The sequence below is a fragment of the Oceaniovalibus sp. ACAM 378 genome (assembly GCF_008085915.1).
In the GTDB taxonomy this organism is placed as follows: Bacteria; Pseudomonadota; Alphaproteobacteria; order Rhodobacterales; family Rhodobacteraceae; genus Oceaniglobus.
In genome coordinates, this window is record NZ_VSJK01000007.1 from 209,450 (window position 1) to 236,377 (window position 26,928).

The 26,928-nt window shown below is 63.3% G+C and carries 26 protein-coding genes; 13 read left to right on the top strand and 13 right to left on the bottom strand.

Annotated features, from left to right (window positions below):
- Position 1 precedes the first annotated feature (1 nt).
- Positions 2 to 1,204: an amidohydrolase family protein gene (locus tag FQ320_RS11390; RefSeq protein ID WP_148472288.1), complete on the top strand. Its 1,203-nt coding sequence runs from the start codon at positions 2 to 4 to the stop codon at positions 1,202 to 1,204.
- A gap of 151 nt (positions 1,205 to 1,355) precedes the next feature.
- Here the strand turns inward: FQ320_RS11390 and FQ320_RS11395 are convergent, their stop codons facing one another.
- Both FQ320_RS11395 and FQ320_RS11400 read right to left on the bottom strand, forming a co-directional pair.
- Positions 1,356 to 1,643: an HU family DNA-binding protein gene (locus tag FQ320_RS11395; protein WP_148472290.1), complete on the bottom strand. Its 288-nt coding sequence runs from the start codon at positions 1,641 to 1,643 to the stop codon at positions 1,356 to 1,358.
- Positions 1,644 to 1,792: 149 nt separating this feature from the next.
- Entirely contained in the window at positions 1,793 to 3,274 is a 1,482-nt protein-coding gene (locus tag FQ320_RS11400; protein ID WP_148472292.1) for an AMP nucleosidase, read from the bottom strand.
- Positions 3,275 to 3,679: 405 nt separating this feature from the next.
- Here FQ320_RS11400 and FQ320_RS11405 point away from each other — a divergent pair, with 405 nt between their 5' ends.
- The gene (locus tag FQ320_RS11405) at positions 3,680 to 4,435 is read left to right on the top strand and encodes a class II aldolase and adducin N-terminal domain-containing protein (protein ID WP_148472294.1); all 756 of its coding nucleotides are present in this window, start codon (positions 3,680 to 3,682) and stop codon (positions 4,433 to 4,435) included.
- A gap of 4 nt (positions 4,436 to 4,439) precedes the next feature.
- On the opposite strand, the gene lpxK is transcribed toward FQ320_RS11405, so the two are convergent.
- Genes lpxK through FQ320_RS11420 form a run of 3 tightly spaced genes read right to left on the bottom strand, consistent with a single transcriptional unit; the run spans position 4,440 to position 6,936 of the window.
- Positions 4,440 to 5,438, bottom strand: a complete 999-nt coding sequence (gene lpxK, locus FQ320_RS11410; RefSeq protein ID WP_148472296.1) for a tetraacyldisaccharide 4'-kinase — start codon at positions 5,436 to 5,438, stop codon at positions 4,440 to 4,442.
- Positions 5,435 to 6,682: a 3-deoxy-D-manno-octulosonic acid transferase gene (locus tag FQ320_RS11415; RefSeq protein ID WP_187393869.1), complete on the bottom strand. Its 1,248-nt coding sequence runs from the start codon at positions 6,680 to 6,682 to the stop codon at positions 5,435 to 5,437. Before FQ320_RS11415 ends, lpxK begins: the two co-directional genes overlap by 4 nt.
- Positions 6,683 to 6,690: 8 nt before the next feature.
- Positions 6,691 to 6,936, bottom strand: coding sequence for a DUF4170 domain-containing protein (locus FQ320_RS11420; RefSeq protein WP_148472300.1), 246 nt, complete (start codon positions 6,934 to 6,936; stop codon positions 6,691 to 6,693).
- Positions 6,937 to 7,150: 214 nt separating this feature from the next.
- Between FQ320_RS11420 and FQ320_RS11425 the strand changes: the two genes are divergently transcribed.
- Positions 7,151 to 8,083, top strand: a complete 933-nt coding sequence (locus tag FQ320_RS11425; RefSeq protein WP_148472302.1) for a formylglycine-generating enzyme family protein — start codon at positions 7,151 to 7,153, stop codon at positions 8,081 to 8,083.
- Positions 8,084 to 8,184: 101 nt separating this feature from the next.
- Positions 8,185 to 9,114: an aminotransferase class IV gene (locus FQ320_RS11430; RefSeq protein ID WP_148472303.1), complete on the top strand. Its 930-nt coding sequence runs from the start codon at positions 8,185 to 8,187 to the stop codon at positions 9,112 to 9,114.
- Positions 9,115 to 9,137: 23 nt separating this feature from the next.
- Here FQ320_RS11430 and FQ320_RS11435 read toward each other — a convergent pair whose 3' ends face one another.
- Both FQ320_RS11435 and FQ320_RS11440 read right to left on the bottom strand, forming a co-directional pair.
- On the bottom strand, positions 9,138 to 10,919 hold the full coding sequence (locus FQ320_RS11435; protein ID WP_148472305.1) for a gamma-glutamyltransferase family protein: 1,782 nt from the start codon (positions 10,917 to 10,919) through the stop codon (positions 9,138 to 9,140).
- 98 nt (positions 10,920 to 11,017) lie between these two features.
- Complete coding sequence (locus FQ320_RS11440) at positions 11,018 to 11,686, bottom strand: hypothetical protein (protein ID WP_148472307.1); 669 nt, start codon at positions 11,684 to 11,686, stop codon at positions 11,018 to 11,020.
- 257 nt (positions 11,687 to 11,943) lie between these two features.
- Between FQ320_RS11440 and FQ320_RS11445 the strand changes: the two genes are divergently transcribed.
- Positions 11,944 to 12,288: a RidA family protein gene (locus FQ320_RS11445; RefSeq protein WP_148472309.1), complete on the top strand. Its 345-nt coding sequence runs from the start codon at positions 11,944 to 11,946 to the stop codon at positions 12,286 to 12,288.
- A gap of 41 nt (positions 12,289 to 12,329) precedes the next feature.
- Here the strand turns inward: FQ320_RS11445 and FQ320_RS11450 are convergent, their stop codons facing one another.
- Together FQ320_RS11450 and FQ320_RS11455 are read right to left on the bottom strand one after the other, a co-directional pair.
- On the bottom strand, positions 12,330 to 13,067 hold the full coding sequence (locus FQ320_RS11450) for a response regulator transcription factor (protein ID WP_148472311.1): 738 nt from the start codon (positions 13,065 to 13,067) through the stop codon (positions 12,330 to 12,332).
- A complete protein-coding gene (locus FQ320_RS11455) occupies positions 13,048 to 14,250 on the bottom strand; it encodes a sensor histidine kinase (RefSeq protein ID WP_148472313.1) in 1,203 nt (400 codons plus the stop codon). The genes FQ320_RS11450 and FQ320_RS11455 overlap by 20 nt, the downstream gene beginning before the upstream one ends.
- A 201-nt stretch (positions 14,251 to 14,451) precedes the next feature.
- Here FQ320_RS11455 and FQ320_RS11460 point away from each other — a divergent pair, with 201 nt between their 5' ends.
- From FQ320_RS11460 to FQ320_RS11480, 5 genes are read left to right on the top strand one after another with little or no spacing between them, the layout of a single operon-like run.
- Entirely contained in the window at positions 14,452 to 15,465 is a 1,014-nt protein-coding gene (locus FQ320_RS11460) for an ABC transporter substrate-binding protein (protein WP_148472315.1), read from the top strand.
- Between the two features lie 9 nt (positions 15,466 to 15,474).
- Positions 15,475 to 16,941, top strand: coding sequence for a sugar ABC transporter ATP-binding protein (locus FQ320_RS11465; RefSeq protein WP_255509470.1), 1,467 nt, complete (start codon positions 15,475 to 15,477; stop codon positions 16,939 to 16,941).
- On the top strand, positions 16,938 to 17,864 hold the full coding sequence (locus FQ320_RS11470; RefSeq protein WP_148472317.1) for an ABC transporter permease: 927 nt from the start codon (positions 16,938 to 16,940) through the stop codon (positions 17,862 to 17,864). Before FQ320_RS11465 ends, FQ320_RS11470 begins: the two co-directional genes overlap by 4 nt.
- Positions 17,861 to 18,799 (top strand): ABC transporter permease, encoded by a 939-nt coding sequence (locus FQ320_RS11475; protein WP_148472318.1) that lies wholly within the window; start codon positions 17,861 to 17,863, stop codon positions 18,797 to 18,799. Before FQ320_RS11470 ends, FQ320_RS11475 begins: the two co-directional genes overlap by 4 nt.
- Complete coding sequence (locus FQ320_RS11480; protein WP_148472320.1) at positions 18,796 to 19,698, top strand: SMP-30/gluconolactonase/LRE family protein; 903 nt, start codon at positions 18,796 to 18,798, stop codon at positions 19,696 to 19,698. The genes FQ320_RS11475 and FQ320_RS11480 overlap by 4 nt, the downstream gene beginning before the upstream one ends.
- Before the next feature lie 39 nt (positions 19,699 to 19,737).
- Here FQ320_RS11480 and FQ320_RS11485 read toward each other — a convergent pair whose 3' ends face one another.
- Positions 19,738 to 20,712, bottom strand: a complete 975-nt coding sequence (locus tag FQ320_RS11485) for a P1 family peptidase (RefSeq protein WP_148472322.1) — start codon at positions 20,710 to 20,712, stop codon at positions 19,738 to 19,740.
- Positions 20,709 to 21,467 (bottom strand): SDR family oxidoreductase, encoded by a 759-nt coding sequence (locus tag FQ320_RS11490; protein ID WP_148472324.1) that lies wholly within the window; start codon positions 21,465 to 21,467, stop codon positions 20,709 to 20,711. The genes FQ320_RS11485 and FQ320_RS11490 overlap by 4 nt, the downstream gene beginning before the upstream one ends.
- 136 nt (positions 21,468 to 21,603) lie before the next feature.
- On the opposite strand from FQ320_RS11490, the gene FQ320_RS11495 reads away from it, so the two are divergent.
- From FQ320_RS11495 to FQ320_RS11505, 3 genes are all read left to right on the top strand, one after another.
- Positions 21,604 to 23,121 (top strand): DUF2125 domain-containing protein, encoded by a 1,518-nt coding sequence (locus tag FQ320_RS11495; RefSeq protein WP_148472325.1) that lies wholly within the window; start codon positions 21,604 to 21,606, stop codon positions 23,119 to 23,121.
- Between the two features lie 166 nt (positions 23,122 to 23,287).
- A complete protein-coding gene (locus FQ320_RS11500) occupies positions 23,288 to 24,637 on the top strand; it encodes a TldD/PmbA family protein (RefSeq protein ID WP_148472327.1) in 1,350 nt (449 codons plus the stop codon).
- Positions 24,624 to 25,409 carry a 3'(2'),5'-bisphosphate nucleotidase CysQ gene (locus FQ320_RS11505; RefSeq protein ID WP_148472329.1) on the top strand — a complete coding sequence of 262 codons (786 nt, stop codon included), beginning with the start codon at positions 24,624 to 24,626 and terminating at the stop codon, positions 25,407 to 25,409. The genes FQ320_RS11500 and FQ320_RS11505 overlap by 14 nt, the downstream gene beginning before the upstream one ends.
- Before the next feature lie 30 nt (positions 25,410 to 25,439).
- On the opposite strand, the gene FQ320_RS11510 is transcribed toward FQ320_RS11505, so the two are convergent.
- Together FQ320_RS11510 and FQ320_RS11515 are read right to left on the bottom strand one after the other, a co-directional pair.
- The gene (locus tag FQ320_RS11510) at positions 25,440 to 26,207 is read right to left on the bottom strand and encodes an SDR family NAD(P)-dependent oxidoreductase (protein ID WP_148472331.1); all 768 of its coding nucleotides are present in this window, start codon (positions 26,205 to 26,207) and stop codon (positions 25,440 to 25,442) included.
- A gap of 60 nt (positions 26,208 to 26,267) precedes the next feature.
- A complete protein-coding gene (locus FQ320_RS11515) occupies positions 26,268 to 26,927 on the bottom strand; it encodes a DsbA family protein (protein ID WP_148472333.1) in 660 nt (219 codons plus the stop codon).
- Position 26,928 lies beyond the last annotated feature (1 nt).

Below are 26,928 nucleotides of genomic sequence, written 5' to 3' on the forward strand. Positions count from 1 at the left end.
CATGGCCGAAACCGCACCCCCCGCCGCCGGCCCGGAAGATGGCCGCGCAAAGCTGGTGATCCGCAACATCGGGATGATCTTGTCGGGCAAGATGGAACAGCCGATCCTTGATGCCGACTGTATCATCTGCATCGACGGCAAGATCACCGAAGTCGGACGCGGAACGGAGATGGATTGCGGCGGCGCGACGACCACGGTCGACGCCATGGGCACCACCCTCGCCCCCGGTCTGATCGACAGTCACGTTCACCCCGTCGTCGGCGATTACACCCCCCGCCAGCAGCAACTCGGCTGGATCGACTCAACCCTGCACGGCGGAGTGACCACGCTGATTTCGGCCGGAGAGGTGCATATGCCCGGCCGGCCAAAAGACATTATCGGACTCAAGGCCATGGCGATCGCGTCGCAGCGCTGGTACGAGAATTTCCGCCCCTCCGGCGTCAAGGTCCATGCCGGGGCACCAGTGATCGAACACGGCATGGAAGAGCATGACTTCAAGGAACTGGCCGAGGCGGGTGTCACGCTTTTGGGTGAGATCGGGCTTGGCTCGGTCAAGGATGGCAAGACCGCGCATCAGATGGTGCAATGGGCGCGCAAATACGGGATTCAAAGCACGATCCACACCGGCGGCCCGTCGATTCCCGGCTCGGGCCTGATCGACGCCGACATGGTGCTTGAAACCGGAACCGATGTGATCGGCCATATCAACGGCGGTCATTCCGCCCTGCCCGACGACCAGATCATCTGCCTGTGCGAATCCTGCAAACAGGCGCTCGAAATCGTCCACAACGGCAACGAGCGCGCTGCGCTGCTGACGCTGAACACCGCCCGGGAGTTGGGCAAGATGGATCAGATCATCCTCGGCACCGACGGCCCGGCAGGGTCGGGGGTGCAACCTCTTGGGATTCTGCGCATGATCGCCATGCTGTCGAGCCTTGGAAACGTCCCGGCAGAAATCGCCTTCTGCTTTGGCAACGGCAACACCGCGCGGCAGCGAAAGCTCGATACCGGGCTGATCGAAACAGGTTTTTGCGCCGATTTCGTGCTGATGGATCAGGCGCAGCATTCAGGCGGCAAGACGCTGCTCGAATCGGTGCAACTGGGCAACCTGCCTGGCGTTGGCATGACGATCATCGACGGGCGCGTCACCTCGCAGCGTTCGCGCAACACACCGCCTGCGGGACGGGTGCCGGTGATCGTCTGACCGCTCAGGCGACCGACCTGTCGGATTTTGAGTATTTGTGCAAAGAAGAAGCCCATCTGTTTCTTCTTTGTACAAATACTCATTCCATGACCTTAAACGCAAACGGGCCGCCCGATGTTGGGCGGCCCGTTGCAATCCGATGGACGTTGGATCAGCCGTTGACGCTGTCTTTTAGTGCCTTGGCAATGGTCATCTTTACCACCTTGTCGGCATCTTTCGGCATCTGCTCGCCCGTGGCGGGGTTGCGCACCATGCGGGCCGGGCGTTCGCGGCAATAGATCTTGCCGACACCCGGAAGCGTGACGGCACCGCCGGCAGAGACTTCCTTGGTGATGATGTTCACGATGGAATCAAGTGCGGCGCCTGCCGCTTTCTTGTCCTCACCCATTTCCTCGGCGAGAGCTGCCACCAGCTGCGTCTTGGTCATCGGTTTTGCCATGTATCTTCTCCTCAAACTGCCCATGTGGGGCCATTGGCGGTGTTTTAGCCTTATCTTGTGACGCTACACAACGATTAGTGGTGCAGATTCCATAGAAAACAAGCAGTTTCTGGCGGATTTTCGCCCGATAACAGCCGGCTACTGGCCCATTACAGGAATGCGGTCTCTTCGAAAGAGCGCAATTTACGCGAGTGGATCCGGTCGAGGGGCATGCCCGAGAGTGTTTCCATCGCGCGAATCCCGATCCGAAGATGCCGGGCGACCTGTGTACGATAGAAATCCGAGGCCATGCCGGGCAATTTCAACTCACCATGCAGCGGCTTGTCAGACACGCACAGCAAAGTGCCATAGGGCACCCGGAACCGGAAACCATTGGCGGCAATCGTCGCGCTTTCCATGTCGAGCGCGATGGCGCGCGACTGGCTGAGCCGCTGCACCGGGCCGCGCTGATCGCGCAATTCCCAGTTGCGGTTGTCGACGCTGGCGACGGTGCCGGTGCGCATGACCCGTTTCAGATCGTACCCCTTCAGCTCTGTCACCTCGGCCACCGATTGTTCCAGCGCGATCTGGATTTCGGCCAGCGCAGGCACCGGCACCCAGACCGGCAGATCGTCGTCCAGCACCTTGTCCTCGCGCAGGTAAGCGTGGGCCAGTACGAAATCCCCCAACCGCTGTGAATTGCGCAACCCGGCGCAATGCCCCACCATGATCCAGGCATGGGGGCGCAGCACCGCGATGTGATCCGTTGCCGTCTTCGCGTTGGACGGACCGACGCCGATATTGACCAGCGTGATCCCGCTGCCGTCCCTGCGTTTCAGGTGATAGGATGGCATCTGCGGCAGCTTTTCGGGCACCGGCAATGCTTCGTCCGCCGCAGTGATTTCCTGATTTCCCGGTCCGACGAATGCGATATAGCCGCTGTCGGGATCGGCCAGGGCGGCGCGGGCGAAGGTTTCGAATTCTTCGATATAAAACTGATAGTTGGTGAACAGGACATGGTTCTGGAAATGCTCGGGCGTCGTTGCGGTATAATGCGACAGGCGGGCCAGAGAATAGTCGATGCGCTGGGCAGTGAACGGAGCCAGCGGCGCCGATCCGTCGGGGTGGGTAAAGCCGAACCCGTTGACGATCTCGTCATTCGTTGTCGCCAGATCCGGCACGTCGAAGACGTCGCGCAGGGTAAAGTCCAGCGTGCCGTCATGGGGCACAGTCACCAGCCGGTCTGCCACGGCAAAATGCACCGGGATCGGTGTCTGTGACGCACCGATCTCGACCCCGACCCCATGGTTTTCGATCAACAGGCCGATTTGCTGGATCAGGTAATTGGCGAAGAGATCGGGACGGGTGATGGTGGTGGAATAGATGCCGGGCATCGCCACATAGCCAAAGCTGAGTCTGCTGTCGACGCCGGCGAAACTGGTCGTGGTGAACCGGATTTCGGGGTAAAAGGCGCGATACCGGGCCTCGGGCGGAGGGCCGGCCAGAGATTGAGAGAACCGTTCGGTCAGAAAGGCGCAGGACTCGTCATAAAGCGCCTGCAAACGCGACACGGCGGCGGCGGGATCGGTGAACATCGCGTGCGGCGCGGGATCCGGCGTGACAAGCGGCAGGTTTCTTGTGGGGACGTACATGGCGCATCCTTTCTTGTTCGGACCGTCTTGGTCCGGGCGCGTCCGGGGCGCAATGACGTTGATTAACGCATCACTCCCCAATGGCACAAGATGCAGAGCGTGGACGGCACCGATCCCTGCCCTTGTCCGTTGCGTGATCTGCCGCCCGGAACCCTGAATCGGCATCTCTGTGAAGTGGACGCGCAGGGCGTAAAATGCCGATGGACAGGCGATATATCGAATGTGACGCTCCGCACCACTCCCCGCGATTGCGCGACTTTTGCGTTTTTCGGCTGGCTCCACCAGCGGTGCAAAGGCCGAATTGTGGCTGCAACACCGGAGCGAACACGCTGACGCGCTGTGAAACCGGTTGGCCCGCCGTCCCGCCTGTGATGTCATGGCAGGGCGCAATCAAGGAGCCCGCCGATGTCTCTCACCTCTCTTCGCCCCAATCTGGACCACTGGCCCGAACGCAGCGATCTGGCCGCCGCCTTTCGCTGGACCGCCCGTCTGAACATGAACGAAGCGGTGGCGAATCACTTTTCGCTGGCAACAAACGACGACGGCACGCGGTTTCTGATGAACCCGAACCAAATGCATTTTGCCCGGATCCGCGCCTCCGACCTGATCACCGTCGATGCCAACGATCCCGCGACGCTTGAGGGACCGGACGCCCCTGACCTGACCGCCTGGGGGCTGCACGGCGGATTGCATCGCCACTGCGCCCATGCCCGCTGTGCGATGCATGTGCATTCGATTCATGCGACGGTTCTGGCGGCCCTTGCCGACAGCCGCTTGCCGCCGATCGATCAGAACTGCGCCACCTTCTTTGACCGGATCGTCATCGATAACGAGTATGGCGGGCTGGCCTTCGAAGAAGAAGGCGTGCGCTGTGCATCGCTGTTCACCGACCCGAAGAAAAAAGTGATGGTGATGGGCAATCACGGCGTCATGGTGATCGGCGCGACCGTGGCCGAGACCTTCAACCGGCTGTATTATTTCGAACGCGCCGCCGAAACCTATATCCGCGCCTTGCAGACCGGTCAGCCCCTGCGCATCCTGTCTGACGAGATCGCGGAAAAGACGGCGCGCGAACTGGAATTCTATCCTGAACAGGACAGCCGCCATCTGGCCGAACTGCGGGCGATCCTTGATGATGAAGGCTCGAATTACGCCACCTGACCGCCTAGTCGGTCAACAGTCCCAGCCGGTTTAGCGCAGCGTCAAGTGGCCGCGCGTCGTCGAGGTTGAGACGGACCGGCAGGGTCAGCACACGAGGGCGAAAGGCGGCGGGCAGGCGCACGGCGTCTTTTTCGGTTGTCACCAGTTGTGCGCCCAGCGCCGCTGCTTCCCGCTCCAGCCGAGTGAGCAGGGCAGTGGTCAGCGACTGGTGATCGTCCAGCGCCCGCCGCCCGGCAATCTCGGCCCCTTCGGCGGCAAGGGTGGTAAAGAATTTCTCGGGCCGCCCGATCCCTGCAAAGGCAAAGGCGCGCAACCCGGTCCAGTCCATGCCCATGGCCAGCGGCGCCAGATGCCCGGTGAGCAGCGGCAGGGCAATCTGCGCACCCCAGATATCTGTAAACCGCCGCTGTGCCGCAGCGTCGCCGATGGCCAGCACCATATCGCCCCGGCCAAGACCGACAGGCACCGGTTCGCGCAGCGGCCCGGCCGGAATCACCCGGCCATTGCCGAACCCCACCGCCGCATCCACCACGATCAGCGACAGGTCGCGCTGCACCCCCGGGGTCTGGAACCCATCGTCAAGGATGATGACATCGGCGCCGGACTCTGCCGCACAGGTCACGCCCTCTGCCCGGCTTCGCGACACCCAGACCGGCGCGAAGGCCGCCAGCAGCAAAGGCTCATCGCCCACGTCGGCGGCACTGTGGCGCTTGGGGTCGACCTGCACCGGCCCGGTCAGCCGCCCGCCATGGCCGCGCGACACGATGGCCGGGATGTGGCCCGCCGTTGCCAGCCGCTGTGTCAGATAGATCACCACCGGCGTCTTGCCCGTGCCCCCGGCGTTCAGATTGCCAACGCAGATCACCGGCACCCCGGCCCCGGCGGCAGGTGCCCGCACCCGCCGCGCTGTCGCCCCGGCATAGATCGCGCCAAGCGGGGCCAACAGGCGCGCCTGCCAGCCCGGTGCATCGGGCGGGTTGAACCAGAACGCCGGTGGCTTCACGGCAACGCATCCGCCCGGTCAAGTGCCGCGCCGACCAGCTCCAGCGCACGATCTGCCGCTTCGGCGCCCGAGGTCAGTTCCGCCCAAGCCCGGTGGGCCAGATCGGCCACCTTATCGGGGGCCAGCAACCGTTCGATCGCCCGGCCCAACTCGGTCGCGTCGGCGACAGGCATGTGGCCGCCCGCCCGGTGCAGCCTTTCCACGACCGCACCATGCGCCCCTGTGTCCGGCCCGTGCACCACGACCGATCCCAGTGCCGCCGGTTCCATGGGCGAACGCCCGTTGCCGCCGTCAAGCGTGTGTCCGAGATATGTCACCGGCGCGAGGCGATACCACAGGCCCATTTCCCCCACGGAATCGGCGACATAGACCTGCGTGTCGGGCTCGGGTTCCTCATCGGCCGAGCGCAACATGGTGCGCAGACCTTGCGACTCGAGCTGTGCGCGAAGCGCCGGGCCCGTCGCGACATCGGCAGGCACCAGTATAAGCAACAGGCGGTGTGACAGACGGCTGGCGAAACGATGCGCGGCGATGACCGCCGGGATCTCGGCCATCGGCACATCGGCGGCCAGCCAAACCGGCCGCGCGTCAAGGGTTTCCGACAGTCCCGTCCACTCGGCCTCGTTGCAGGGGAGGGCCGCAACCGAAGATTCCAACCACCCCACCGTTTCGACCCGCGCACCGTCGCCACCAAGGGCCGTCAACCGCGCGGCGTCGTCGCGCGTTCCGGTCAGGATATGACGAAACGGCGCCAGTTCCGCCCGGGCAAGCGCGGCTTTCCACCGACGACCACGCATATGGGCTTCGGACATCCGCGCATCCGCTGCGATACATTCGACCCCACGTCCGGAGGCTTCGGTCAACAGCACCGGTGCCCAGCCTTCGCCAATCCAGAGACAGACATCGGGCCGCCAGTGCGACAAAAACCCCTCGACCGCTTCGGTCACATCGGCGGGAAGCTGTTGGGTCAGGGCAGCAGCAAATTCGGCAGGCGCAGGATAGGCGTCAAGAGTGACCAGCACCGCCAGATCGCCGCGCGCTTCGTCCAGCCGGGTCAGCAGCAAGGCCACCGCCGCAACATCCGCCCCCGGCCCAAGATGCACCCAAAGCAATGGCCCCTCGGGCCGCAGCGAACAGCTTTCGCCCAGTTGTTGCGACAGGACATCCGCCTGCACCGGGTCCGCCGTCCGCCGCCGCTGTCGCAGGCCAAGCGCCCGGACACCCTCGGACAGCCGGTGGCGCAAAAGGCTTATCAGTTACCCAGCTCCTCGGTCGGCGAAGCGGGGGTTTCCTCGTCACGCAGCCGGTGCAGGTGAGCGATGAAATAACGCATATGGGCATTGTCGACCGTGCGCTGTGCCGCCGATTTCCAAGCGTCATAGGCGCTGGCATAGTCGGGAAACATCCCGATGATATCAATCTGTTCAACATCACTGAAAACGTTCTTTGTCGGATCGATCAACTCGCCTCCGAACACCAGATGCAGACGCTGTGTCATGGGATATCCCTTTTATGCCGCGTTGCGGCGCACCCTATCCCGGGGCGGAGCGCGCATCAACTCCCGCATCACTTCGACAATGGCGATTTGGTGGCTGTGCCGGCGTAGAACCCATATCACACACCCTGCGTCCGGGATGGATTGCCCCCGGGTTCCACAATAATTCTTGTGTCTCGGTTGCCCCGCCCGTGACGAATGGGATAGTTTGCGCCCCATGGATCAAGTGACAAAGACATGCTGTGCGCCGCAGGGGAAAAAGGGCGATCTGACAAGTGTGACTGTGCCCCGCTCGGCCCTGCCGCGCGATCACGGTGCGGTGGCGGTTCCGGGCGGCACGGCGATGGTTGGCACCGCTCGTCCCGGCATTCCCGATGATGGCGAAGGACCGGTGCGGCAGGTGCGGCTCAAACCCTTTCGGATCGGGGCCGGGGCAATCACCAACGCCGAATTCGCCGCCTTTGTCGATGAAACCGGCTATGTGACCGAGACCGAGCGCTTTGGCTGGTCTTTTGTCTTCTGGGCGCAGGTGCCCGAGGAAATCCGCGTGACGCAGGGGGTCAAGGGGATCGAGTGGTGGCGCCGGGTCGACGGTGCCACATGGCGCGAGATCAACGGCCCGGGCACCGGCGATGTCTGGCACGCCGATCACCCGGTCGTGCAGGTGTCGTGGAACGATGCCACCGCCTATGCCGCATGGGCCGGCGGCCGTCTGCCGACCGAGGCGGAATGGGAACACGCAGCCCGGGGCGGACAGGGGGATGTGAAATTTCCTTGGGGCGAGGCAGAACCCGACGACACCGGGCAATTTCCCTGCAACATCTGGCAGGGGAAATTTCCGTCTAAAAACACCGGCGCAGACGGGTTCCTGACCACCGCGCCGGCGCTTGCCTTTGCGCCGAACGGTTACGGGATTCACACGCTGGTTGGCAATGTGTGGGAGTGGACGGCGGATACCTATCGCATCCGGTCGCTGAAAAAGTCGGTCAAGACCCGGCTGGCAGGCATGCAGGGGTACAAACTCAGCAAGGGCGGGTCGTTTCTGTGCCACCGAAGCTATTGCTACCGGTATCGGATCGCCGCCCGTTCGGGCACATCGGCCGACAGTGCGACAACCCATCAGGGATTTCGGGTGGTCTGGGACGCCTGAGCGACCGGGCATCACGGGTGGGGGATGGTTTCAGGGCTGTCGCCGCAGATGATCGGCTGCTAGTTTCAGCCATTCCCTTTGCCCACAGCCCGAGACATCACATGCCGGATAACACCACCCCAGCCGACCACAGCACCCATGACGCCGACGAGGATATCCGTAATCGCGATATCAAGATCTATGTGAACGGCGAACTCGTTCACCGCGATGATGCCAAGGTGTCGGTCTACGACTCCGGCTTCCTTCTGGGCGACGGCATGTGGGAGGGGATGCGGCTTTACAACGGCAAATGGGCGTTCTTTGACGAACACATGGATCGCTTCTTTGACAGCTGCAAGGCGGTCTCGCTGGACGTCGGGATGGACCGGGCCGGAATTCTGGACGCGCTGACCCGCACGGCCACGGCGAACGGCATGACCCATGACGTGCATTGCCGCCTGATGCTGACCCGGGGGATCAAGGCAAAACCGTTCCAGCATCCGCGCCTGTCGCGCAGTGGTCCCACACTGGTCATCATCATGGAACATTCGCGCCCGGTTGAAAGCCTGCTGTCACAGGGCATCCGGCTGGCCAGCGTGCCGCAGGTGCGTGGATTGCCCCACAGTCAGGACGCAAAGTTCAACAGCCATTCCAAACTGAACTGTGTGATCGCCTGTCTTCAAGCCGAACAGGCCGGCGCGGATGAGGCGCTGATGCTTGACCCGCTTGGCTTCGTCAACACCACCAACGCCTGCAACTTCTTCATCGTGCGAAAGGGCGCGGTGTGGACGTCGACCGGCGATTACTGCATGAACGGGGTGACACGGCAAAAGGTGATTGACCTGTGCCATGCCAACGCAATCCCCTGCTTTGAAAAGAATTTCTCGCTGTATGAGGCTTACAGCGCCGATGAAGCCTTCCTGACCGGCACCTTTGGCGCACAGACCCTGGTCGCCTCCATCGACGGCAAGGTAATCGGCGACGGCAACCGACCGGTCACCGCCCTTCTGCGGGCGCTCTACAAGGAGCTTGTGGTTCGCACCACGGGCTGATCCGCCGCTGCGCGCGATTGCGCTTACCGGCCCACCGCATAGGCCTGCATCAGCCGTGGCGTGGCCGCCGCGCGCAGCATTCCGTCGGCGTCTCGCATCGCCGCCGTCAGACGCCCCACGGTCCATGGCGCGGCCACTGTGACCCTGTGACCACGGGCGCGCAGATCGGCGATCACCGCTTCGCCCACCCCCGGCTCGACCATCATCTCGCCCGGGCGCACCTCACGCGGGAAGAACGAGCCCTGAAAGTGCATCGAATGGAACAGCGGTGCGTCGATCCCCTGTTGCAGATCGAACCCGTGATGAACGAACCGCAGGAACCAGATCAGCTGCCACTGGTCCTGCTGATCTCCGCCGGGTGTGCCAAAGGCAATCCGTGCTCCGTCCTTTTCGGCCATCGACGGGGTCAGCGTGGTGCGTGGCCTGCGCCCGGGGGCCAGCGAGGTCGGCAGGCCTTCGTCCAGCCAGAACATCTGCGCCCGGCTGTTCAGCGCAAACCCAAGCCCGGGAATGATCGGCGAGCTTTGCAGCCAGCCACCCGAGGGCGTGGCCGACACCATGTTGCCCCAGCGATCGATGATATCAATATGCACGGTGTCGCCGCGCCGCTCGGTCAGATGCGCCATGGTGGGTTCTTGTGCCGCCACTGGCCCCGCGCCGAAATCGCGTGCCGCGCGTTCGATATAGGCGTCGGCCAGATGTTCGAACCCGGGCACCCGGCCGGGCCGCTGATCCATTGACGCCGTGTCGGCAATCAGGGCGCGTCGGGCGGCGTTGTATTCCTCGCTCAGCAGATGTGCCATCGGGATGTCGCTGTGCGCCGGGTCGCCGTAATATGCCTCGCGGTCGGCATAGGCGAGCTTGATCGCCTCGATCACCACATGGACAAATTCGGCGCCGTTCGGGTCCATCGCCGCCAGATCGACCCCTTTCAGGATCGCCAGCGCCTGCAACAGCACCGGCCCCTGCGACCAAGGCGCGGTCTTGTGCACCGTCCAGCCGTGATACTCAAAGCTGAGCGGTTCTTCGTAAGTTGCGCGCCAGTCCGCCATGTCACTCCGCGCCAGAACGGCGGAATGTTTGCGCCCCGAAACATCGTGCACCTTGGCGTCCTTGAGATAGTCGAAAATCGCATCGGCGACAAAACCACTGCGCCAAGCCTCTCGCGCTGCATCAATGCGCGCCGCGCGGCTGTCGCCCGGGCTGTCGGACAGACGTTGCCATGTGGCGGCCAGATCGGGGTTGCGGAACAGGGCGTGGGGTTCAGGGGCCGCGCCAGTGGGGCACCAGACGGCAGCCGAACTTGGCCATTCGGCGGCGAAATATTCCGCCACGCCGGCAATGGCATCGGCGACGCGTGGCAGCATCGGGTGGCCGTCGCGGGCATATTCGATGGCGGGTTGCATCACGTCGCACAGCTCCATCGTGCCGTGATCCTTCAGCATCAGCATCCAGCCGTCGAAGGCCCCCGGCACCACCGTGGCCAACAGGCCCGACCCGGGAATCAGCGTCAGACCCTGCGCGCGGTAATGTTCGATGGTCGCGGCAGCAGGCGCCGGTCCTTGTGCGCAGAGCACCCGGATCTCGCCGGTTTGCGCCGAATAGAGGATCGCCGGCATGTCACCCGCCGGGCCATTCAGATGCGGTTCGACCACTTGCAGCGTCAGCCCGGTGGCCACGGCAGCGTCAAAGGCATTGCCACCGCGCTCCAGGATACCCATGCCGACCGCCGAGGCGATCCAGTGGGTCGATGTCACGACGCCGAACGTGCCGCGAATTTCGGGGCGTGTGGTAAAATCGGACATGCTGACTCCTGTTCGGGCTGGGGTGGGAAACGCATGCTCACTGTTTCCCGGTACCGCCGCAACCCCGGAGATATGGAAATGCCGCCTGACCCTGCCGATCAGCGCCGCAGGCTGACACGGAACGGACCGGTGGAAATATCGATCCCGGCCAACCCGCCGGTTTTGCCATAGGTGAGTGTCAAATCAAGCGCGGTGAACCGGAACGGCGACAGGTGCCCCGGCCCGGCAACAACCCGGTATTGCATGTCACAGATCAGGGCGACATCGGTGGTCTGCGATCCGCGCGGTGCAATCTCGATCACACGCCTGCCGTCATAGATGCGAAAGGCTGCGGGACAGCCCTGCGCGCCCGCCAGCCGAGACAGGGCCGCCACAGGATCGATGACGTCAGAGGGGACGTTTGCGGGATCTGACAGGGCGGTGCGTTCGCTTTCGGGTGTGATCAGGGTCGTCAGAACCCGGCCCCGATCATGGTCAAACCCGATGGAACGTCCCTTGCGGCCCGACCGGGCGTCGCTTGCATAACGGGTGATTGACCGGCCATGGGTTGTCGTCGCCGCATCCGAGGTCGCGGCAAAGGTTCCGTCGGCCACGCCCAGCGGCGTATTGTCGAGCAGAGTGCGCAACTGCCCAGCCGTCGTTTCCAGCGTGCCAAGTGTCCGACCGCCCAGCAATACGCGGAACGTATCGGCATTGGCCTCCCCGGCGTTGCACACCGCTCCAAGAACCACGGCAAGCGCACCGAGCAGTATCGTGGGGGCCATCATGTCGCGCTCCTTGTTTGCCGGGTCTTGCCTGTTGAGGCGGGATTGATTGTCCGCTTTCCGGCACCGGTCAAGGTTTGGCAGGCCCCCGGTGACCGGTCTTTATCCCAAGCCGCCGACCGGTTCCATCGGCCATCGCTCATGCCCGTTCTGCACTTGCCCAAAGGCCGCCCCCGATCAGGAATGCACCGAAACGGGGTTGCCCATGACGGCTTTCGTCGGTCATGTGCAGCGCAATGAAACCCAGAACGGAGCGACCCATGACCCTGAAACACCACAACCCCGGCGCAAGAATGAGCGAAGCGGTGATCCATGGCGATACAGTTTATCTTTCCGGTCAGGTCGGCAACCCCGACGCAGATCTGGCGACCCAGACACAGGACTGTCTGGACAAGATTGACCGCATCCTGTCCGAAGTGGGCAGCAGCAAGTCCAAGGCCGTCCGGGTGGTCATCTGGCTGGCCGATATGGCTGATTTCGCGGCAATGAACGCGGTTTACGACGCCTGGATCGATCCGGCCTGCCCGCCGACCCGCGCCTGTGGCGAGGCCAAACTGGCAACGCCCAAGCATCTGGTGGAATTCACCGTCGTCGCGGCCCTGTAATACGCGTACAACAATTCGCCGGGCGCCCGAAACAGCGCGGTTCATCCGCGCGCAACGGTGCCCGGCGATTTTGCCCAGCGCAGCAGATCGGCCTCCGCCGTGTCCAGACTTTCGGCGTTGATGATCCGCGCCTGAATCGCATTCGACACGGCGCGCGACCGTTTGTTCAACTGAATATCTTCAAGTTGCGACAGCGCGTCGCTGATCTCGAGCTTGTCATAGAGCGAAATCAACCGGTTCTGCACCGTCCTCAGCGACAGGTGCCGCCGCTCGGCAATCTGCTTGTCCGGCAGGCCCAGCGCGATGTCCAGAAGGATCGCATGTTCCACCTCGGTCAGCGCCTCACGCGAACGGCTTTGGAATGTCTGGCGCGAATGGACCTCGCGGTCGATCATGATCTGGCCCTCGACCAGCACCGCCCGCAGCGCCAGCGCCAGCCGTTCGGACGGCGCGGTCTTCAGCACATAACCATAGGCCGCCTGTTCGGGCACAATGCGCGAAATGCCGCGCAGATATGCCTCGTCCGAGTGGTTCGACCAGAACAGGATGCGGGTGTCGGGACGTTCCGACCAGATCACCCGCGCCGCCTCGATCCCGTTGCGGTTGCGCATCCGCAAATCCATCACGATGGCCGGGGTGCGGGTGGCGCGGGCGATCTTTTCGGCCTCGAACCCGCTGGTGGCGGTGTGGATCGAATCCGCCTGCGGCAGGTTGGTTTCCACCTGTTCGCGCAGATAACTCAGGTGCAGGGGGTCGTCCTCAACCAGCAGAATGCGCATCGGGCAACTCCGTTTCTTCATGGGTTTGTGGCAGAATCACCGTGATCGCAGTGCCATCAATGCGCGTCAGGGTGAACCGCCCGCCGATCAGCCGGGCGCGGGTGCGCATATGCGCCAACCCGCCCGAGCGTCCGGGTTCTGTCCGCCGAAAGCTGCCGTCGTCCTGCATCGTCAGGTTCAATCCCCGGTCGGACTCGGTTGTGATCGTCACACAGAACCGCCCTGCCCCGGCGTGTTTCAGTGAGTTGTTCACTGCCTCCTGACAGATGCGGAACAGCGCGATCCGCGTTGCATCGGGCAGCCTGTCGATCATCCCGCCGGTGTCGTCGCGAAAGACGAAACTGACTGGGCGCGCCGGGTCCGACGCGGTTTCGAAATGCGAGCGCACGGCCTCTTCGAAGCCGAACAATTCAAGGATCGACGGGATAGAGGTGTCGATGATGCCGCGCAGCCCCTGAATGCAGATGTTGATCCGCTGCTGCAAACGCTCGGTTTCCTTGCGGCCCAGACCGGGGCGCAGATCGCGGGCAAGACGGGTCAGATCGGCCAGCGTCTGGTCGTGCAGGTCCATGCCGACCCTCTGGCGCTCGTTCTCCAACGCTTCGGTCAGGTGCAGCGCGCCGATGCGCAACCCCTCTTGCTGTGCTTCGATCCGGGTGCGTTCAATGGCCGAACGTTTGGCGGTTTCATTCGCCCGCAGCGCAAAGAAATACGGCGACAGGATATCGGCCAGCGCCTGCACCTGCGCAAGATTGTCAACATTGTAGTAATCGGTCCGGCGCGACGAACAGTTCAGCGCGCCAATCGTATGACCCAGCACCTTCATCGCGACGTTGATCCGGCTGCGCAGCGCATGTTGCAAAATCGGCCCGCTGTGGGCGCCGGGGAACATATAACGCAGATCGTCAGGCGCATTGCCGGTCATCATCGTGTCACATGCCCCGGTCAGAATATCGCGTACCGGCGACTCGGAGACCAGCGAACGTGACGCGCTCCAACTGGTGTGCAGGCCGACCTCATAGGAATGGTTGTTCACCATTTCCTCGTCCATCAGACAGACATCAAGATGATCGACATCGATCATCCTGTCGATTTCACCCTTTACCGCGCGCAGGGCCGAGCGAATATCCAGCTCGCCCGCCAAATGATTCGAGATACGCAGGTAATAGGCCAGATCCGACAAGGCGACGCTCCATTTTTCCCACAGTCTAGCCGCGCTGCGCCGCTCTGTCTTGCGGCCACGCTCAGCACGCTTGCGGGTTCCCGCAATCAAGGTGCGCGGGTTACTCTACAATCCGGACGCAATCGATAGTCTTTTCCGCCAAGGCGCGAGGAGGCGCCGGAAAAACAAGACGCGCGGCCACGCCGCCGTGGGGAGGACGATATGTCAAGACACACGATGCTTATGGGGGCCGTTGCCACCTTTGCCCTGTGCGCCGCTGCGCCGGGGTTCGCCGACACTTCGGGCAAGCGCATTGCCCTGTCCAACAATTATGCCGGGAACAGCTGGCGGCAGGCGATGCTGGAAAGCTGGGACAAGGTGGCGGGGGCCGCCGTAAGCGATGGCGTTGTTGCCGCCGCCGATGCTTTCACCACCTCGGAAAATCAGGCCACAGAACAGGCCGCGCAGATCCAGAACATGATCCTTCAGGGGTACGATGCGATCGTGATCAACGCCGCCTCGCCCACGGCGGTCAATGGCGCGGTGAAAGAAGCCTGCGATGCCGGAATCACGGTCGTTTCCTTTGACGGGATCGTCACCGAACCCTGTGCCTGGCGAATCGCCGTGGATTTCAAACTGATGGGCCGCGAGCAGGTGAAATTCCTCGCCGCGAAATATCCCGAGGGCGGCAATCTGCTGGAAATTCGCGGGCTGGCCGGCGTGTTCGTGGATGACGAAATCAGCGCAGGCATTCACGACGAAGTTTCACGCTCGAACTTCAAGATCGTCGGGTCGGTCCATGGCGACTGGGCACAGGACGTGGCGCAAAAAGCCGTCGCGGGCATTTTGCCCAGCTTGCCGGAAATCACCGGTGTCGTGACGCAGGGCGGCGACGGATACGGCACGGCGCAGGCGATTGCAGCGACCGACCGGCCAATGCCGACCATCGTGATGGGCAACCGTCAGGATGAATTGGCATGGTGGGCCGAACAAAAGGCGGCAAACGGTTACGAAACCACGTCACTGTCGATTGCACCCGGAGTCAGCACGCTGGCCTTCTGGGTCGCGCAGCAGATTCTGGATGGCAAGGAGGTGCCACATGATCTGACCGTGCCATTCCTGACCATCGAACAGGACGGGCTGGAAGCCGCGCTTGAAACAACGCCGATGGGTTCGGTTTCAAACGTTGAATACAATCTGGACGACGCGCTTGCCGTGATCGATCCCGCCGGCTGAACCGTCGCAATGCCGAATAATGACACGATGTCCGGCACCCTTGGGGTGCCGGTCGTTGCCTTGGGCGACGTACATAAATCCTTTGGCCCGGTGCATGCGCTTTCCGGGGCGACTCTGACCGTCCATGCGGGCGAATGTATTGGGCTGGTCGGTCACAATGGCGCCGGAAAATCGACGCTGGTCAATGTGATCAACGGTCGGCTTGAGCCCACATCAGGCGACCTTGCCTTTGCCGGTGAAACGCCCGGCCAACCGCCGAAGGGCGCCCAACGGGCCGCCCGCGCCGGTGTGCGCAGCGTGTTTCAGGAGCTGTCGCTCTGCCCCAACCTGACCGTGGCCGAAAACCTGCGCATTCCCTATCGCACCATGCCGCGCTGGGGCTGGCGTGCGCTGGCCCGCAAGACGGTTCGCGCGGCGCTTGACGAAGTGTTTCCCGACCATGGCATCACAGCCCGCACCCTTGTCGGCGATCTGCCTCTGGCCGAGCGGCAGATGGTGGAAATCGCCATCGCCTTTTCCCGCCGCGACAGTGATGCACGACTGGTCATCCTTGATGAACCCACATCGTCGCTGGATGCCGCCATCGCTCTGCAGCTTTTGACCCACATCCGCCGGTTCTGTGACTCAGGCGGCGCGGTGATCTTCATCTCGCACATGCTGGGCGAAGTGTTCGGAGTCGCCAGCCGGATCGTCGTGATGAAGGATGGCCGGATCACCGAGGATCGCCCGACCAAGGGATTCACCCGCGCAACGCTGGTCGATGCCATGGGTCACGTCGCCTCGGCCGCCACAAGAACCACCAGCCGCGATTTCGGCGCCGAGGTTCTGCGCCTGCCCAACGGTCTGGCCGCGCGCCGGGGCGAGGTCGTGGGTCTTGCCGGGCTGGCGGGACACGGACAGGCCGAGGTGCTGGCCGATTTCTTCTTTTCGCGCAGTTCCACATGGCACGCGCGCCGCAAACCGCATGTGGCCTTTGTCGCCGGTGACCGCAGCCGCGATGGGGTACTGCCCCTGTGGTCGATCCTGCGCAATCTTGGGCTGATGACGCTGCGCGAACACAGCAGTCGGGGCATGGTCGACCACGCACAGGAACGCGCGATTGGCGACACATGGCGCGAGCGGATCAAGATTCGCACCGACGACATGACCAATCCGATCCTGTCCCTGTCGGGCGGTAACCAGCAAAAGGTGCTGTTTGCCCGGGCGCTGGCATCCTCGGCCCCCATCGTCGTGATGGACGACCCAATGCGCGGCGTCGATGTCGGCACCAAAAAGGAAGTCTATCGCATGATCCGCGCCGAGGCCGAACAGGGCCGCACATTTCTGTGGTACTCGACCGAAACCGACGAAATTCTGGAGTGTGACCGGGTGTTCGTGTTCCGCAACGGTGCCGTGTCCGCCGAACTGACCGGCGATGCCATAACCGAGGAAAACATGTTGCGCGCCTCCTTTGAGATGCAGGAGGCGGCGGAATGACCCGCGAACATCTGCGGTTCATGCTGCCCATCCTGTCGCTGTCGATCCTGCTGGTCGGGGTGTTTTACCTGCAACCCCGGGCGATGAGCTATTTCGGCCTGAACCTGCTGTTCAATCTGGCGATTCCGGTGGCTTTGGCGACCATCGCGCAGATGATGATCATCATGGTCAACGACATCGACCTGTCCATCGGCACATTCGTCAGCTTTTGCGCCTGTGTCACCGCCACACTGGTGCAGGACACGCCGCTGCTGGGGTATACCGTGCTGGCTCTGGCGATTGTCGGATATGCCGCCATCGGTGCCGTGATCCACATTCGCGGGCTGCCGGCCATCGTCGTGACGCTGGGGATGTCTTTCGTCTGGGCCGGGCTGGCGGTGTTGCTTTTGCCATCACCAGGCGGGTCGCCCCCGCCTTGGCTGCGAACGCTGATGACAATGAAACCGCCGCTTGTCCCTTTCGCGATCATCGCCGCCTGCGTGATTGCGGCGGTTACGCATCTGTTCATCAAACGCTCGTCCTTTGGTGTGCTGTTGCGAGGCGTGGGCGGCAATGAACGCGCGCTGGAGCGGTCAGGCTGGTCCATCGTCTGGCTGAAGGCCGCCGCCTATGGGCTGGCCGGGCTGTTCGGTGTGCTGGCAGGAATGGCGCTGGTCGGGCTGACCACATCGGCGGATGCGAATATCGCGCTGCGCTATACCCTGCTGTCGATTGCCGGAGTGATCCTTGGCGGCGGCGAATTCACCGGCGGGCGGGTGTCGCCCATCGGCGCGGTGATCGGCGCCCTTACGCTGACGCTGGCGGCCAGTTTTCTGTCGTTTCTGCGGCTGTCCTCCGACTGGCAGATCGGTGCGCAGGGGGCGATCCTGATACTGGTGCTGGCGGTGCGGCTGCTGGTTTCGCGGCGCGAGGGCGCGGCATGACCGGTTTCCTGCAACGTCCGTGGATCTGGGCCTATCTTGCTGCCGCCGCCGCATTCATTGCCACGATGTATGTCTCCGGCGGTCAGGGGGCCGGATCGCTGGCCTATGCCGCGCTGACATTCGCGGCCTTTGCGGCCATCGTCGGGGTCGGGCAGATGTTCGTCATCACCCTGGGGCCCGGCAACGTCGACCTGTCGATCCCGGCCACGATGACGCTGGCGGGCACGCTGGCGCTGAAATTCATGGCAACCGACAGTTCGCTGATCCTGCCGGGGCTGGGCATTGCTCTGGGTGTCGGGCTGATCTGTGGCATCGTCAACTTTGCGTTGATTCTGCTGCTGCGCATCCCGCCGATCATCGCCACGCTGGCCGCGTCATTCCTGTTTCAGTCGGTCGCGATCTGGTCGAACCGGGGCTTGCGGATCAAACCGCCCGCCCCGCTGGCTGATTTCTCGACTGGTGGACTCCCGGGCCTGCCCAATCTTGCGCTGGTGGCGATCCTGATTGCGATTGCCGCCTGGGTGCTGCTGGAACGTGGCCTTGCAGGGCGCTGGATCCTTGCCATCGGCCAGAATGCCCGCGCTGCACAGTTAAGCGGGGTGCCGGTGAACGCCGTGCGCTTTGGCGTCTATGTGGGCAGCGCGGTTCTGGCGGCGCTGACCGGGTTCCTTCTGGCCAGTTTTTCCGGCGGTGCGAACCTGAACATGGGGACGGAATACATGCTGATGTCGATTGCCGTGGTGGTGATCGGCGGCAGTTCGATCGGCGGCGGCAGCTCCAACGTGCCGGGCATCTGGGGTGCATCGCTGTTCATGTTTCTGATCGTTTCGATGTTGAACAGCTATGGGTTGGGCGCGGGTGTGCGGCTGATCCTCACCGGCTGCATCATCGTCACCGTCGTCGCCTTTGCCAGCAAACGGAGTCATTCCGCATGACCGAGCTTTACGATATCCGCGACGACAGGTTCCGCGCGCTTTTACAGATGAATGTCGCCCTGACCCGTCTGTCGTCGGGTCATATGTGGACCGAAGGCCCGGTCTGGGTTCCCGCGCATCAGTGCCTGTATTTCTCGGACATTCCGAACCAGCGCATCCACCGCTGGACACCGGATGGCAGCGTCACCGTGCTGCGTGAGTCCTCGGGGTTTGCCAATGGCAACACGCTGGATCGGCAGGGGCGGCTTTTGACCTGTCAGCATGGCACACGGTCACTGACCCGCACGGATCACGACGGAACGATTGAAACGCTGGCCGACAGTTTTGAGGGCAAGCCGCTGAATTCACCCAACGATGTGGTGGTAAAGCGCGACGGGACGGTGTGGTTCACTGATCCGACCTATGGCATCATGGGAAATTATGAGGGCAACCGCGCCACCCCCGAACAGGACGGGCGGCATGTGTTCCGCTATGATCCCGAAACCCGCGCGCTTACCGTCGTCGCCCGGGGTTTTGCACAGCCGAATGGACTGGCATTTTCACCGGACGAACGGGTGCTTTACATCGCCGAGTCCGGGCGCAGCCATGACGCATCCGTCCCCGCAGTGGTCCGCGCCTTTGACGTTGATGACGACAACGGGCTTGGCGCGGGGCGCGATCTGCTGACGCTGGAGCCGGGGTTGCCGGACGGATTGCGCGTCGATGTGCATGGCAACCTCTGGGTGTCCTCGGCCGACAGCGTGCAGTGTTTCGACAACACCGGCACCTTGCTGGGGCGGATTTTGGTGCCTGAGGTCGTCTCGAACCTGACCTTTGGCGGGCCGCGCAAGACGCAGCTTTTCATAACGGCCACGACCAGCGTCTATGGAATCCATCTGAACACTGAATCGGCGGTCTGACCGGACTGTCTGATCGGACGGGCCGGTCAAACGGCAGGGTCAGATGAAATCGGCAAGGTTCAGACTGTCGAACCGGCCCACACCACCGGTCGTCGCGTCAAAGCCGGTCATGGGCGCGGCGGCGACAAGCGCGTTCAGGATCGCCTCTTCCGTCGCCTCGATTGCCGCCTCAAACAGCGGCGACAGTTCTGATTGTGGCAGATGTGGCGCATCGCCGGTTGTGCAGAACGCCAGCGCGTAATCGCCCGACCCGTGCGAAAGCGCGGCCCCGGTGCGCGCCAGACCGCCGAAACAGCGGGTCGCGATCCGGTGCAGATGGCGGGTGCCCGTGGGCGCATCGGTCGCCAGTATGATCACGATGGATCCATCCGCGTCATGTACCGGCGGATTGGCGGCAGAGCGCCCGCCAACGCAGAGCCGCCCGCCAAAGTTCGCCTGCACCAGAACGCCCAGCATATGCGCGCCGACCCGGCGCGACGCGGTGCCGATCCCGGCCTTCAGCCCGAAGGACACGGTGCCGGTGCCTGCACCCACTGCGCCCTCGGCCACTGGACCATCCGTGGCCGCCGCAAGGGCCGCGCGCAATTCGTCCACCGTGGGACGCGCAGCGCGGATGTCGTTCAGACGGCCATCGTTGGTTTCACCAACCACAGCATTCAGCGATGTCACCAGCTCATTCCCCGGCTGCGCCAGAGTGTGGGCGATCAGCGCGTCGATCCCGCGCCCAACGGCCAGCGTATTGGTCAGCAGGATCGGCGTCTCGATCTCGCCGAGTTCGGCGATCTGGGTCGCGCCTGCGAATTTGCCGAACCCGTTCAGCACCGCCAGAGCTGCGGGCACCTTTTGCGCGACCATGTTGCCACCATGGGGCAGGATTGCCGTTGCCCCGGTGCGGGTCCGCTCGCCCTCGATCAGTGTCACATGACCGACCCGCACCCCGGCTACATCGGTGATCGCGTTCAGCGGCCCGGTGGGATGGGTGCCGATCGTGATCCCGTGGTCGCGCAGCCTCATTCCTCGATCAAGCCGATCTGGCGGCGCAGACCCTCATCGCGCAAGGACAACTCCTCGCCCAGATGCACATCGGCATCGGGCGAGCACATCCACAGCAGCGCCCGCGCGGGCCAGTCAGCGGGGATATGGTCGGACCAGTCGAGCTGACTGATCCGGTTGATGCCGCTTGCCTTGATCTCGCGCTGCATCTGTGTGGCGACGGTGCCCGGCGACAGCCCCATGATCCGCACACCATCCGCCCGCGTTTCAGTGTCGGCGCAGCGGGTCAGCATCGCCGCCCCGGCCTTTGACGCGCAATAGGCCGACCATGCCTCGACCGGATTATGTGCCGCGCCCGACGAAACGGTCAGGATCGTTCCGCCCCCCGCGGCCTGCATCACCGGAAGGGCCGCGCGCATACCGTTGAACACACCCTTGAGGTTTACGTCGATTGCCTGACCCCATGCCTCGGGGTCGGCGGTGGCCAGATGCGAGATCGGATCGATCACACCGGCATTGTTGATCAGCACGTCAAGAGCGCCGAAATTCCGCACACAGGCGTCCACCGCTGCCGCGACCTCCCAATAGCGCGACACATCGCAGGGAATCGCCAGCGCGCGCTCTGCGCCCAATTCGCCGGTCAGATCCGCCACTGCCTCGGCGTTGCGCGCGATAAGCGCCACATTTGCCCCCGCAGCGGCAAACACGCGCGCAGCTTCGGCGCCGATGCCGCGGCTGGCTCCGGTGATCAGTACCGTCTTGCCTGTCATGTCCATCGCTGTATTCCTTTCCCGATTACGCCACCGCAGACCTAGCGCGTCGAGACTTCGGCGGAAAGTCCCATGTCGCCCTTGACCTCGCCCTCTGCCATGACCAATCTTTCCTTTAACGATTGCAGGAAAGAGCCCTATTATGATCCGCATTTCACATCTATCCGCCACATCGGCCATCGCACTGTGCCTGGCCACGCCAGTGCTGGCCGACATCACCGCAGCCGAGGTGTGGGAAGACTGGAAATCCACTTCGGCCGCGTTCGGCCAGACCCTGACTGCGGGCAATGAAGACAACAGCGGTGGTGTTCTGACGCTGAACGATGTTGCCGTGACAATGGAAATGCCGGGCGAGAAGATCGACGGTATGATCCCGAACATCACGCTGACCGAACTGGGCAATGGAACGGTGGAAATCCGCATGTCGCCCGAGTTTGTAATGACGATGATGATCGACCCGCCCAAGGATTCCGATGGCGAAGCAGTCAAGACGACAATTGTGATCGCGACACCGGGAATGGACACGGTCGTATCCGGCGATGCCGCCGCGCCAATCTATGACTTTACCGCGCCGGTGATCGATTTGAACGTGACGGAAATGATCGTCGACGGCAGCCCGGTCGACATGGAAACCGCCATCGGACTTACCGACCTTGCCGGGCGGTACGCGATCCAGGGAACCGGCGACCGCGACCATGAATCGCAGATAAACGCGGCAACGCTGACCATCAACATCTCGGGCAGCGACCCCGAGGATGGCGGCAGCACTTTTTCGCTGAAAACCGCATATAAGGCGATTGAAACCACGTCCGCCGGGACAGCCGCCGGGATGGGCGCACTGGGCGGCGATCCCGCAGCCGCGATCACACCCGAAACCCGCGTGACGGCGATGCTGCGTCATGGCGGCGGTTCAACCGCAGTTGCGGTGACAGATCCGGAAACTGGCGATTTTAAGCTCGATGCGACGACCCGCAGCGGGCAGTTGGATGTCACGATCGCCGATGGCGTCATCGGGTATGACGCGGTGGGAAAGGGGTTGGACATCACTGTTTCCGGTGATCAGATTCCCGTGCCCGAAGTGACGGCGGCAATGGACGAAATGGCATTCGGCCTGACCCTGCCGATCCTCAAAGGCGAAGACGTCAAGGATTACGGGCTGTTGCTCAACCTGTCCGGGCTGACGGTCAGCGATTTCCTGTGGTCGATGATCGACCCCGAAACGGTTCTGCCCCGCGATCCGGCCACCCTGCTGATCGAACTCGCGGGCAAGGCCCGGGTGCTGACCGACCTGACCGACACCGCCGCGCTTGAGGCCGGCGCATCCCCGGGCGAGGTCGAGTCCCTGAACGTGAAAAACCTGCGTCTGGCCTTTGCCGGGGCCGATCTGACCGGCAAAGGCGACTTCACCTTCGACAATTCCGACACGCTGACCTTTGGTGGCTTTCCCGCCCCCGATGGCAAGGTCGATCTGAAACTCACCGGTGGGAATGGACTGCTGGACAAGCTGGTACAGCTTGGCGTGCTGCCGCAGGATCAGGCGATGGGCGCGCGGATGATGATGGGCCTGTTCGCCAAACCGACGGGCGATGACACGATGGAAAGCCAGATCGAGGTCAAGCCGGACGGCTCGATCTCGGCCAACGGACAGCGGCTGAAGTAATCCACCGCCTGCCCGTCGGAATGGTGATTCCGGCGGGCAAAGGCCACCAAACGACAGCGCTGCCGCACCCTGTGCAGGCATCGACATGTGGCCCCTGCGCCGCTGAACCCTTGCGCCCGGGGGCATGGGGCACTAACTCAACCCCCGACCGCGAGAGGATGACCGGATGCCCGACGACCGCCTTGCCAATCTTACTGCCGCTCTGCTGGACGCTGCACGCGTCGCAGGTGCGGATACGGCCGATGCCATCGCCATCGACGGCACTTCGGTGTCAATCGACGTCCGCCAAGGCCAGTTGGAACAGGCCGAACGCGCCGAGGGGGTCGAAATCGGCCTGCGGGTGATGATTGGCCAGCGACAGGCCTGTGTATCGGCCTCGGACATATCGTCTGCCACCATGGCACAGATGGCCGAACGCGCCGTCGCCATGGCCCGCGAGGCTCCGGTGGACACGACCATCGGACTGGCCGATCCGGAACAGTTTGCCCGTGATCCGGACATCGCCGCGCTGGATATGCTCGACCCGACCCACGAACCCGAACCCGCCGCGCTTGAGGATGACGCCCGCCGGGCCGAGGCGGCCGCCCTTGCCGTGACAGGCGTATCGCAGGTGCAAAGCGCGTCTGCCGGATATGGCCGCACTCAGGTACATCTGGCCACGTCGAATGGGTTTTCCGGCGGATACGGGCGCAGCGACCGGGCGATTTCCTGTGTGGCGATCACCGGTACAGGCAGCGGGATGGAGCGGGATTATTTCGGCGATTCCCGTCTGCATCAGTCGGACCTGATGTCGCCCGAAGACATCGGCCGTCTCGCCGGTGAGCGTACAGTCGCCCGGGCGGGGGCACGTCAGCCCAAGACCGGCGCTTATCCTGTGATGTTCGACGAACGTATCGCGGCCTCGCTGATTGGTCATCTGGTGCAGGCGATCAATGGCAGCGCCATTGCCCGTGGCGCATCATGGCTGCGCGATGCGCTGGGTGAACAGGTGCTGCCAAGGGGCATGTCGCTGACCGAAGATCCGCGGCGTCCGCGCACTTCAGGGTCGCGGCCCTTTGATGGCGAGGGTCTGCCCACCGCGCGCCGCCTGATCGTCGATGACGGCGTGTTGCAGGGCTGGACGCTGGATCTGGCAACGGGGCGCAAGCTGGGCATGCCCAGCACGGCCTCGGCAAGCCGTGGCACCTCATCGCCCCCCATGCCAAGCGTCTCGAACCTGTCGCTGACCCAAGGCACCTTGAGCCGCGACGCTCTGCTGGCTGAAATGGGCACCGGGCTGTTGGTCACATCAATGATCGGCAGCACGATCAACCCGACCACCGGCGATTATTCCCGGGGGGCGTCGGGCATGTGGATCGAAAACGGCGTGCCGGTCTATCCGGTCAACGAATGTAACCTGGCGGGCAATCTGCGCGACATGCTGCTGTCACTGACGGCGGCGAACGATGCCCGCAGCCATCTGTCGCGCGTTGTGCCGTCGCTGCGCGTCGAGGGTCTGACGCTTGCAGGCGCCTGAAAATGTTCATGACGATCTGACCCTGCTGACCGGCGTCGCCCGGGCCGCCGGTGATATTGCGCGCCCCTTTTGGCGCGCGAAGGCCCGGCACTGGAACAAGGCAGACGGCACCGGCCCGGTCAGCGAGGCGGATCTGGCCGTTAACACCATGCTGCACGATCGCCTTCTGTCGGCCCGGCCGGATCATGGCTGGCTGTCCGAGGAATCGCTGGATGATCCGGTGCGCCTGTCCCGCGACCGGGTGTTCATCGTCGATCCCATCGACGGCACCCGTGCCTTTATCGATGGACAGGCGGCCTGGTCGCATTCCATCGCGATTGCCGAACACGGCAGGATCATCGCCGGCGTCGTCTATCTGCCGGTGTTGGACAAGATTTATGCCGCAGCTTTGGGCCGGGGTGCCACGCTGAACGATGCGCCGATCCGTGCCAATGCAACAACAGACCCCGATGGCGCCAGCATGCTTGCCTCGCGCCCGGTGCTGGATGCCCACAACTGGCAGGTGCCGCCGGGTGTGACGCGGCATTTCCGCCCCTCGCTGGCCTATCGAATGTGTCTGGTGGCCGAGGGCCGGTTCGACGCGATGCTGGCTTTGCGACGGACCTGGGAATGGGACATCGCGGCAGGAGCGTTGATCGTGACCGAGGCAGGCGGCACCGTGTCAGACCGCAGAGGCGCGCCGTTGCTGTTCAACAACCCGGTGCCGCAGACCGATGGCACGCTTTCAGCCGCACCGGTCTTGCACCCGCGGCTGATTGAACGCCTGCTCTGAAATTCCGCCGGCGAAAACCGCCTGAGCAACTTAGCCGCGCAACGCAGGCAGACCGATCCCCGTCGCCTGAAACCCACCATCCGCAGCCAACACCTGACCGGTGATATATCCCGCCTTGTCAGAACACAGGAAACAGATCGCTTCGGCGATTTCCTGCTCTGACCCATAGCGGTTCAACGGAATCGCGTCGTGATAGGCGGCGATGATTTCCGGCGAATGCACCGCCATCGCCAGTTTCGTGCGCACCGGGCCGGGGGCCACGCAATTGGCGCGGATTCCCAGCTCCCCAAGCTCGACCGCCTGTTGCAGGGTCAACTGGACCACCGCGGCCTTGGACGTGCCATAGGCGACGCGCAGGGTGGAGGCGCGAAGACCGGAAATCGACGCGATATTCACGATGGCGCCGCGCCGAATGGCCAGTTCGGGTGTTAGTGCCTGACTAACCAGAAACACCCCGTCAAGATTGGTCGCCATCACTTGCCGCCAGCGGGCAAATGTCGTCTCGGCGATCGGCGCAAAATCTGCCACCCCAGCGTTATTGACCAGCGCATCCAGTCCGCCGAAATCGCGCGTCACCCGGTACGCCATACTGGCGACCGAGTCTTCGTCGGACACATCACAAACAATCGGAACCGCGTCCGGCACGCCCTGTGCAGCCAGTTCCAGCACATCGGCGTCACGGTCAACCATCGCGACGCGCCAGCCCATCCCGGCAAGCAGCCCGGCGGTGGCCAGCCCGATTCCCCGGGCCGCGCCGGTGACGACTGCCGTTTTCGGTGTCGCCGTTTTCGGTGTCATAGTTGTGCCATCGTTGTGAAGCTCCGGTTCAGCCGCACCGTGCGGGGAAATGGCTTTGAATCATTCACCCAGTTCCTTGTCCAGTACGGTCGCGAATTCGGCATAGGACATGTTGCTGTAGTTCGTGCCGTTGACCACGAAAGAGGGTGTGGAAGTGACATTGTCCTGCTCGGCGTTCTTTTCCCAGACCGCCACCATCGCCTTGGCTTTGTCGCCATCCGCCATACATGCGTCAAGCTGAACATCGGACAGCCCCGCCGTCTTGCCGATACGGCGCAGATTGGCCGCTACGGCCTCGGGTTCGCCTTTGGTCCACTCGGCCTGCCGGTCATAGATCATATCGGTCAGACCGAAATACCGCAGCGGACCGCCACAGCGTGCCACCATCCCGGCCCACAAGCCGTACCGATCGAAATACACTTCGCGGTAAATGAAATTGATCTTGCCGGTGTCGATATAGTTTGCCTTGATCTCTTTCATCGGCCCGGAATTGAAGTTTTTGCAATGCGGGCATGTAAAGGATGCGTATTCGATCATCGTCACTGACGCGTCGGGATTGCCCATCGACATTTCCTGAACAAGGCTCAGATCCGCGTCGGTGGCTTCCTGCGCCTCGACGGCAAGCGACGCGAGGCCGGTCACTGGCTGTGACGAGAAGTAATAATATGCGCCGCCAAGGCCCAATGCGATGGCGAGAATACCGGGAATGAATCGTTTCATC